We start from the raw sequence: 1122 nt of genomic DNA, 5'->3' as shown, positions 1-1122 counted from the left end.
CGGAGATGTGTATAAGAGACAGGAGAACTCCGATGGTTAAGGTTGTCACCACCAAGAGCGTGACCTTCACGACCCCTGTGCTTGACGCTAAGGGCAAGCCGCAGATGACCAAGCTCAAGTACAACAAGCGTGAGATCGAAGCTCCGCTTGTCGACCACCAACGTCACTTGGCTGGCACGGTGATCGAGGTCGACAAGGAATTTGCCGCCGATCTGATCGCGCGCAAACTGGCACGCGTGCCGGATGTCGCTCTCGATGACGTGGTCGATCCGATCAAGCAGACCGAGACCCAGGCACAGGCCGGCCCCCTCGCTTAACGCGCGGGGCTTCGGTCCCCGTCTAGCTCGGTAGGACACCATGTCTAACACGATTGCATCAATGACGGTTGACGATCTCAAGACGACCCTTCGCGATGTCATTCGCGAAGAACTGAGCGCAGTCGGTATTCTGGCGACAACTGCCGAGCAACGCGTGAAGACGCAGAGCGATTTCGACTTCCTGCGTCGGGTTCATTCCATGTGGGAAAGCTCGGTCAACAAAGTCGGAACGGCTGTTGTGCTCGCCGTCATGGGGCTCGCGGCAACGCTGGTTGGCCTCGGGTCCATCAAGTTCGGGAAGTAAGCCATGCTCGTCTATTCTACACAGGTACAGCCGGATTGCCGGTCTGTGGTCGTTCCGGCCTGCGAGCCGGACGTAAATGCGGAGCAGGGTGCCGACATTCCGGCGCTCGCCTGTTTCCAGCTCCGGCTCCGCGACACCATCGACTACAAGGTCGACTTCTCGCAGTGGCTTCAGGCCAACGGCAACGCGCAGCTCAACGCGGCGAACTTTGCAGCGGCGTCGAACAGCCCGTCGACGCCGAGCATCACAGGCCAATCCTTCAGCCCGGCCGGTAAGACGGTCGTCGTTTTGAAGGCCGCCGACAATGCCAAGGTCGGCGACGCTTACTGGCTCGACGTGACCGCGACCGTTGCGGCCGTCGTGGCTGCGAGCGCGGCCGATGTCGCCATCCCTGCACGCACCATCGTACGGCGCATCCATGTCGTCGTGGCCAGCGGTTAGTTTCTTCGACGACGAAGCGGAAAGCACCAGGGGCATCATCGAAGCTGTCTCTTATACACA

General features: G+C 60.2%; 3 protein-coding genes. All 3 read left to right on the top strand.

Annotated elements, in window-relative coordinates; genetic code table 11:
* A partial coding sequence (locus OO70_RS50370) for a hypothetical protein (protein ID WP_234337153.1) occupies nt 1-317 on the top strand: 317 nt, incomplete at its 5' end.
* 61 nt (nt 318-378) lie between these two features.
* Nucleotides 379-621: a hypothetical protein gene (locus OO70_RS50365; RefSeq protein ID WP_030529716.1), complete on the top strand. Its 243-nt coding sequence runs from the start codon at nt 379-381 to the stop codon at nt 619-621.
* A 3-nt stretch (nt 622-624) separates the two neighbouring features.
* Complete coding sequence (locus OO70_RS50360; RefSeq protein ID WP_096766521.1) at nt 625-1062, top strand: hypothetical protein; 438 nt, start codon at nt 625-627, stop codon at nt 1060-1062.
* Nucleotides 1063-1122: the final 60 nt, after the last annotated feature.

It is taken from the genome of Streptomyces xylophagus, from assembly GCF_000716435.1.
Lineage (GTDB): Bacteria > Actinomycetota > Actinomycetes > Streptomycetales > Streptomycetaceae > Streptomyces > Streptomyces xylophagus.
The sequence above is the reverse complement of the archived record's forward strand: the minus strand, read 5'-3'. Positions and strand labels throughout refer to the sequence as shown.

What these genes read in the sequence shown, in the direction of transcription:
- OO70_RS50365 (WP_030529716.1), top strand. Translation starts at nt 379, where the DNA reads ATGACGGTTGACGATCTCAAGACGACCCTTCGCGATGTCATTCGCGAA.
- OO70_RS50360 (WP_096766521.1), top strand. Translation starts at nt 625, where the DNA reads ATGCTCGTCTATTCTACACAGGTACAGCCGGATTGCCGGTCTGTGGTC.